Below are 6,549 nucleotides of genomic sequence, written 5' to 3' on the forward strand. Positions count from 1 at the left end.
CTGGTGATGGGGGGAACCCGCTTCGTGGGCCGGCCCCTGGTGGCCCGCCTGCAGGCCCAGGGCCATGCACTCACCCTTTTCACCCGCGGCAAGAACCCCGTCCCCGCCGGTGTGGAACACCTTTGTGGCGATCGCAGCAGCGATGAAGGCCTCAGCGCGCTGCAGGGCCGCAGCTTCGATGTGATCGTCGACAGTTCCGGACGCAAGCAGGAGGACAGCAGCCGCGTGGTGGCCATCACCGGGGCCCCTAGCCATCGCTTTGTCTACGTGAGTTCAGCCGGGGTGTATGCCGATTCGGAGCAGTGGCCCCTGGATGAATCCAGCCCCACCGATCCGCAGAGCCGTCACGCCGGCAAGGCCGACACCGAGGCCTGGCTGCGCAAGGAGGGCATCCCCTTCACCAGCTTCCGGCCCACCTACATCTACGGCCCGGGCAACTACAACCCGGTGGAACGCTGGTTCTTCGATCGCATTGTCCACAACCGTCCGATTCCACTGCCCGGCGACGGCAGCACGATCACTCAACTGGGCCATGTGGAGGATCTGGCGGAAGCGATGGCCCGTTGCATCGAAGTGGATGCTGCAGCCAATCGCATCTACAACTGCTCCGGCAAACAGGGCATCAGCTTCCGGGGCCTGATCCGCGCCTCAGCGGTGGCCTGCGGCCGCGATCCCGATGGCCTCGATCTGCGCAGCTTCAACCCCAGCGATCTGGACTCCAAGGCCCGCAAGGCCTTCCCCCTGCGGCTCAATCACTTCCTCACCGACATCACCCGGGTGGAACGTGAACTGGCCTGGCAACCCAGCTTCGACCTGGCCAAGGGCCTGGCCGACAGCTACAGCAACGACTACGCCCTGAACCCAACCGCAGCGCCAGACTTCAGTTCTGACGATGTGCTGATCGGGGCGTGATGTAACCCAGGGCTGAGCTCAGAGCCAGGGCGAGGGAAGGCCAGAACAGCCACCAGCCCAGGCTCTGAAGCCCGGGAGAAGCGATCCAGCCGGAAGGCCAGAGCATCAGCAAGAGGCTGAGGAACTGAAGGATCGTCTTGGCTTTGCCCGACAGCGAGGCCGGCCCCCCATCACTGGCCTGGGAGCGCCAGCCCGAGATCAGCAATTCACGGGCCAACAACAACCAGACCGCCCAGAGCGGCAGCACAGCGGACGACGCCAGCCAGAGCAACGGTGCCGCGATCAGCACCTTGTCGGTGAGAGGGTCCAGGCGGGCGCCCCAGCTGCTGCCACCCCCGGCGCACCGGGCCAGCCAGCCATCGGCCGCATCACTGAGCCCAGCCAGCAACAGCAACCACCAGGCCCAGCCTTGCCAGCCGAACTGCAGGGCAAGGATCAGCGGGAAACCGGCAACGGCTCGCGCCACGGTGAGTCCGTTGGCAATCGAACGCAAGGACAGAAACAACGCTCAGAATGTGGGGAGCTGAATCTTGATCATGGTCCTGCAGCTGACGGTGGCTGATGTGATGACCCAGCCGGTTCTGACGGTCACGCCCGACACCCCGTTGCAGCAGGCCGTACAGATGATCAGCGATCACCACGTGAGTGGTTTACCGGTGGTGGATACGGAGGGGCGTCTGATCGGCGAACTGACGGAGCAGGATCTGATGGTGCGGGAGAGCGGTGTTGATGCCGGCCCCTACGTGATGCTGCTGGACAGCGTGATCTACCTGCGCAATCCCTTGAACTGGGACAAACAGGTGCACCAGGTGCTCGGCACCAAGGTGAGTGATCTGATGCGCAAAGACTCCCACAGCTGCGGGACGGAGTTAGCGCTGCCCAAGGCGGCATCCCAGCTGCATGAGCGGGGCACGCAACGCCTGTTCGTGCTGGACGACGACCAATCTCCCGTAGGCGTGATCACCCGAGGCGACGTGGTGCGTGCCCTCGCCTCCCATCAATACGGCTGATTCAACTGATCGTTCGTTCTCCCTTTCCAGGCCGATGCTGCGCTCCTTACTAGTGGCCTGTGTGCTGGCGGTTGTTCCCCTCCATGGGCATGCCAACCCGACGATGAAGACTGAGGAAGTGGAAACCGAGGAAATGGATTTCTTGACCTGGTGGATGGCGATGGCAACGTGCTGATCCAGGCCCAAGGCACTGATGCCGTTAAAGCCGAAGCACGAGCCCGAGGCCTGGTGTTTCCTGTACTGGGGTATTGGTCTGTTGAGGGTCACTGCTTTGTGAAACCTGCTCCAGGGGACTGCAACGGGGTGTTCAAGCGCTAAGGGCGTTCCACCGTTTGGGATGCCGGGGCAGGCTGCACGCGGTTATCCACGCGCAACGGCGAAAACAGAACCAGGTTGCCTGCCACCAAGCCGGCGGTGACAACAACAGCCGCAACAACCTCTAAACCTTCTGATATCTTGTTTTGCATGCCTCGTTGGGCTGCCAATGGCGAGGCCTTGATTTGGCTTTCAACGTGTCCGAACAAAAGGAGTCAGTTGATACGTCATCCCTCCAATGGAGAGAGTTACGACAAAGTAGTTGATGCGCTCAGATCTGTGTCGCTCATTTCATGACGACACGGGTGATGCTGCTCGGAGCAAGTTCTAAGACCAGCATCAGGTAAAAAAAGCAGAGCGCCCGAGCAAATTCATCTGGAAAAGAGTGATCACGCTGCTGCTGATGGGCAAAGCAACGGAAGCGAATTCCCTTCTTGAGGAGTTTGATCAGCCACCTTTATGGGATAACCCAATCGACTGACGGACCATGGGAACTCCACTCACGCAATGGCTTCAGCTGGTGTGTTGGGTGCTGCTCGCCACAACCCTCATTTGCTTGAGTGCAACCGGGGTTTTCTGAGTTGAGCGGTTGAAGCGAAACCGCTCAACAGCAACCGACCTGACCTGCAAAATCAGAGATCAGTGACATCACAAATGATCCGACATGACTTTCTACATTGATCCCGAAGTCTTCCTTGAATGCATCAGCAGCGGCATGCAATCTGATTTTTGATTGATGCATGCATTGATTAAAACTAATGGCTTCCTATCAAATCACGAACCACGTCGGAAAACTCCTTCAACTTTGCATGTGCCGACGATCAGTACATCCTTGATGCTACAGAGGAAGCTGGTACTGATCTGCCCTATTCGTGCCGAGCTGGCGCCTGCTCCACCTGCGCAGGCAAGATTTTAAGCAGCTCTCTGGATCAATCGGATCAGAGCTTCTTGGACGACGAACAGATTGCCAAAGGCTTTGCTCTTCTTTGGGTAGCTTACCCAACAAGTGATTGTCAGATCATTGGTGAAGCCGAAGAAGACCTTTGATGTCCTTGGGGCTGAAAATGGCAGGGAGGTATCCCTATCGCCCCGCTCCCATGTTCAAGGCTTGACCCTAGCGGTCGTGAATCGTCCCAAGAAAAAGCCCCGGCGATTAATGCCGGGACCCACGTCTCTCATGACGTGACTCAGGCCTAGCAAAGTGCGTAAACATTTATGCGCACGGCTTACACGACTTCCTCTGGCGAAGAACAGTCAAATCCTGTTTCTATTCTTTTTGACCAGCTCCAGACCATTCACTTCAGCAACCACCTGATTCGCCCAGGTCGAATTCACCCCGTGATAGGTGCCCAATGTCGCCATTGATTTGGTGCGAGCGTTCACAAAAGCTTTGAACTCCGTCTTAAAGCAGATTTCTCGCTTCCATTGAGAGTCGTTGACTTGGCATTCGATGCAATACATGCCGAAAACCTCCTTCAGTACATACAAGCCAGGCAATATTTAAACACCTTAAAATTGCGGAACCACTTCGGGATCGGCTCTTCAATTCCTCACAGTGGCTTGTTGCAGCGATAGCCGGTGATGCATCCAGGCATCTTTACCGGAATTACAACAAAGGCGCTCCAGTTGATTTGCACCTGCAAGAAGCGGCGAAGCCACACCCTTGGGAGGTGGCTTCGCTTGCCCAGCAAGGCTCGTCCTACGGATTAGACGCCAAAGAAAGCAAGGACTGCTTCTAATGCTCCGAGACCCAACAGGAAAACACTAGCGAGCAAGGCAAAGTCTTTTTGGAGTTAGCCACAGATGCAACGGTTGCTCCGACGAACGCCAATAGGATGAACCTAAAGAGAATCGGAAGAGTCAACATTGCGGAGGATGTACATCTCCAATGAGCTATTTAAACCCGCTGCGGTGCAGGGAGTTAACGGCTCGATACCAACGTTGAGTTTCGTAATTCCTCTCAAAGGAGGTAATCAGGATGACGAAAGGCATCCCTCCTAAAAACTGCTCTGGCTCTGCCCGACGAAGCGGCCCGAGTAGTGCTTTTCACCATCCATGCGCTGAAAGATGAACTGACAGATCAGGGTGCCCGGCACCACCGCCAGTGGAGCCGGACCAAAGTTGCTCATTTCCAGCACCTGCTGACTGTCGATCCCCGGCCCCATAAACGGTGCACTGATGTGAACCACCAGCCCCAGGCAAGCAAAGCGACTGCGGCCCTCAAGCCAACCGCAGAGGCCTGGCCCGAGCTTGACCCGTTCGCGGGTGATCCTCAGCACGGTTTCCCCCCGGCATGATCAAGATGTGTCCACCGTCGGGGATCTCCAACTTGTCGGTGCATTCGCGGTAGTCGGTGTGATCGCAAACCTCGATCACTTCATGCACCTTGCGGAACACCCGAAACATGGAGCCGAGGGTGAGGTCCACTGATGCAGGGCCAACATGGTCGGCGTTGAACGGCGTGATAGCGATCAAGCCGTCATCAACCGCTTGAAGAATGGCCTGACGTCCAAGCACCGCCATGGTCGATCCCTTGCTGGGCGGTGAGTATGGACGCCTCAGACGCCGGGGTGCTCAAACAGAATCGTCGATCGTTCTGACTCACTCAGCTCGGCAGCATCTTGCTTCTGAAGCTGCTCAAGCGGTGGAGCGTCGGGAAGCCGGAAGGCTTTTTCGAGGTCCGTCTTGATGGCACCAAAGGGGTAGGTCATAAAAAAAGAGGCTCGCCTGTAGCTCCCTCGGAACGACTTGACGACGCATCCCTGCACTTCCGTTATGTTAGTCAACGAAGTTTTGTAACGAAAGTCATGGCCTTCGGCACCCAAGACCTACTCATCCTGTTCGGCAGCTTCGCGATGGCCCTGTTCGCCTTGAACCTCTACAAGCTGACCAAGCCGGCCAACGGCTGATCAGATCGGACACTTGAAAACCTTCAGCCGGCGCCCCTCATCCGTTTGAACGTCTCCTGACGGAAGCAGCCCAGCTCTGGTGGAGGCACCCGCGAAACGATGTGGGTCATAAAACGCCCGGAATCTTTGCCCCCAGTCGCCAAGACCAGCGCGAAAGCCGCGAGTGAGAGAAGAAAGAGTCGTTAGAAGCACTCGCATCCGCCGGTCAGTGCAACGTGATGAAGTCTGGTCAAGAGATCCCATCGATGGTGGACCTCGGAGAAGAAACCCCTTCTTAGGCTTGCCTGGAGAGACTTAGCCAATGGACAACACCAGAGAGCCGGTTGGTCATCTCAGCTTGATCATCGGGATCAGCCTATTGTTGATTGGTCTCGTTGTCTTTGGAGTGGTCGAACAGAAGGCCATCAAGCGGAACTCACCAAAAACTTTGAAGCATGCATGGAGAGAGCTCCATTCAAAAAGTCTCTAAGGGTGCCGAGACTAGAGGCTGTGCTAACAGCGGAACAATCGCAAAACTACTTTGACGCTTTTGATCAGATGCTCAAAGAAACCGGACTACTCTCCATTTGGAGTGGTAAAGCATTGGTTCCTTGAAAGGAGTACCACAAAAACTCGATTGAATTTGCAAGGCAATGCCATGGCCAGCTGGGCATCGATCAACCTCAACGACAACTGAAGGGGACCTACTCCAAACCCGTCTGGGATCCACACTCTCCAACCTGGCAGCAGGCTGATTGCTGATTGATGAGCACACCGCGCTTCAAAGGCCTCTACCTGCAAGCCACCGGGGATTCATGCTGTTTTTCGTTTGTGACGTACACACCACAAACCAGAGAACAAATGCTGGCTTGCGGCGACTTAGATGGAAGCAAAGAATATTTCAATCTAGTGAATTTTGACTTTCTCTTTTTCGCATCAGAAGTTGCCCTTGGAGCACCAGCTGGCAGCAGTTTCCCCATTAGATACGACGATATCTCGATCATCACATCACGAAAAAGAGGCTCAGGACTTCAGCACAAAATCTGATCAGACTCTTTGACCACGACTGGAATAATTCAAAGCAATCTGCAGTTAGTCGACTCTAAGATGTGTTAACGAGTGAGCAACGGAATGAAGCTCGACTCATTGATTCGCGCGATTGAAATAGCATCGAACCGCCGACGGACAGCCGAGTCCCTTAGCTTGACTGCTTCAACATTCATCCCCATGATTCCAGAGCTCCACGAGCCCTTTGACATCAACAGAAAGGACGACTCGATCTTCCTACTGGGTTCAATGTTCATTGTGATCTTCCTCTTCCTTCTTTGAGAAGAGAAGAGGCTTATCCTGAGTATCAATCAAAAAAGTGCCTGCTCAAATCGAACAGGTACCTTTTCGCTATTTGATTGATATCAACGAACAGT

General features: G+C 55.6%; 9 protein-coding genes. 6 read left to right on the forward strand and 3 right to left on the reverse strand.

All coding sequences use genetic code 11. The features are described 5' to 3' along the window. Positions 1–912: NAD-dependent epimerase/dehydratase family protein (locus tag ACGVJ8_RS10005; RefSeq protein WP_392347720.1), on the forward strand; the 912-nt coding region annotated here is incomplete at its 5' end. On the opposite strand, the gene ACGVJ8_RS10010 is transcribed toward ACGVJ8_RS10005, so the two are convergent. Then, the gene (locus ACGVJ8_RS10010) at positions 881–1,417 is read right to left on the reverse strand and encodes a CDP-alcohol phosphatidyltransferase family protein (RefSeq protein WP_392347722.1); all 537 of its coding nucleotides are present in this window, start codon (positions 1,415–1,417) and stop codon (positions 881–883) included. The genes ACGVJ8_RS10005 and ACGVJ8_RS10010 overlap by 32 nt on opposite strands. Positions 1,418–1,448: 31 nt before the next feature. Between ACGVJ8_RS10010 and ACGVJ8_RS10015 the strand changes: the two genes are divergently transcribed. From ACGVJ8_RS10015 to ACGVJ8_RS10025, 3 genes are all read left to right on the forward strand, one after another. After that, positions 1,449–1,922, forward strand: a complete 474-nt coding sequence (locus ACGVJ8_RS10015) for a CBS domain-containing protein (protein ID WP_392347723.1) — start codon at positions 1,449–1,451, stop codon at positions 1,920–1,922. Between the two features lie 34 nt (positions 1,923–1,956). After that, positions 1,957–2,097 (forward strand): hypothetical protein, encoded by a 141-nt coding sequence (locus ACGVJ8_RS10020; RefSeq protein ID WP_392347725.1) that lies wholly within the window; start codon positions 1,957–1,959, stop codon positions 2,095–2,097. Between the two features lie 908 nt (positions 2,098–3,005). Further along, positions 3,006–3,284, forward strand: a complete 279-nt coding sequence (locus ACGVJ8_RS10025; protein ID WP_392347735.1) for a 2Fe-2S iron-sulfur cluster-binding protein — start codon at positions 3,006–3,008, stop codon at positions 3,282–3,284. Positions 3,285–4,234: 950 nt separating this feature from the next. Here ACGVJ8_RS10025 and ACGVJ8_RS10030 read toward each other — a convergent pair. Together ACGVJ8_RS10030 and ACGVJ8_RS10035 are read right to left on the reverse strand one after the other, a co-directional pair. Then, the gene (locus tag ACGVJ8_RS10030; protein ID WP_392347727.1) at positions 4,235–4,516 is read right to left on the reverse strand and encodes a hypothetical protein; all 282 of its coding nucleotides are present in this window, start codon (positions 4,514–4,516) and stop codon (positions 4,235–4,237) included. Beyond that, entirely contained in the window at positions 4,458–4,760 is a 303-nt protein-coding gene (locus ACGVJ8_RS10035; RefSeq protein WP_392347729.1) for a hypothetical protein, read from the reverse strand. The genes ACGVJ8_RS10030 and ACGVJ8_RS10035 overlap by 59 nt, the downstream gene beginning before the upstream one ends. A gap of 98 nt (positions 4,761–4,858) precedes the next feature. Between ACGVJ8_RS10035 and ACGVJ8_RS10040 the strand changes: the two genes are divergently transcribed. Further along, positions 4,859–5,146, forward strand: coding sequence for a hypothetical protein (locus ACGVJ8_RS10040; RefSeq protein ID WP_392347731.1), 288 nt, complete (start codon positions 4,859–4,861; stop codon positions 5,144–5,146). Positions 5,147–5,890: 744 nt separating this feature from the next. Then, the gene (locus ACGVJ8_RS10045) at positions 5,891–6,172 is read left to right on the forward strand and encodes a hypothetical protein (protein ID WP_392347733.1); all 282 of its coding nucleotides are present in this window, start codon (positions 5,891–5,893) and stop codon (positions 6,170–6,172) included. Positions 6,173–6,549: the final 377 nt, after the last annotated feature.

The sequence above is a fragment of the Parasynechococcus sp. genome, assembly GCF_042954245.1.
Classification (GTDB): domain Bacteria; phylum Cyanobacteriota; class Cyanobacteriia; order PCC-6307; family Cyanobiaceae; genus Parasynechococcus.

What these genes read in the sequence shown, in the direction of transcription:
- ACGVJ8_RS10015 (WP_392347723.1), top strand. Translation starts at nt 1,449, where the DNA reads ATGGTCCTGCAGCTGACGGTGGCTGATGTGATGACCCAGCCGGTTCTG.
- ACGVJ8_RS10035 (WP_392347729.1), bottom strand. Translation starts at nt 4,760, where the DNA reads ATGGCGGTGCTTGGACGTCAGGCCATTCTTCAAGCGGTTGATGACGGC.
- ACGVJ8_RS10020 (WP_392347725.1), top strand. Translation starts at nt 1,957, where the DNA reads ATGCTGCGCTCCTTACTAGTGGCCTGTGTGCTGGCGGTTGTTCCCCTC.
- ACGVJ8_RS10045 (WP_392347733.1), top strand. Translation starts at nt 5,891, where the DNA reads ATGAGCACACCGCGCTTCAAAGGCCTCTACCTGCAAGCCACCGGGGAT.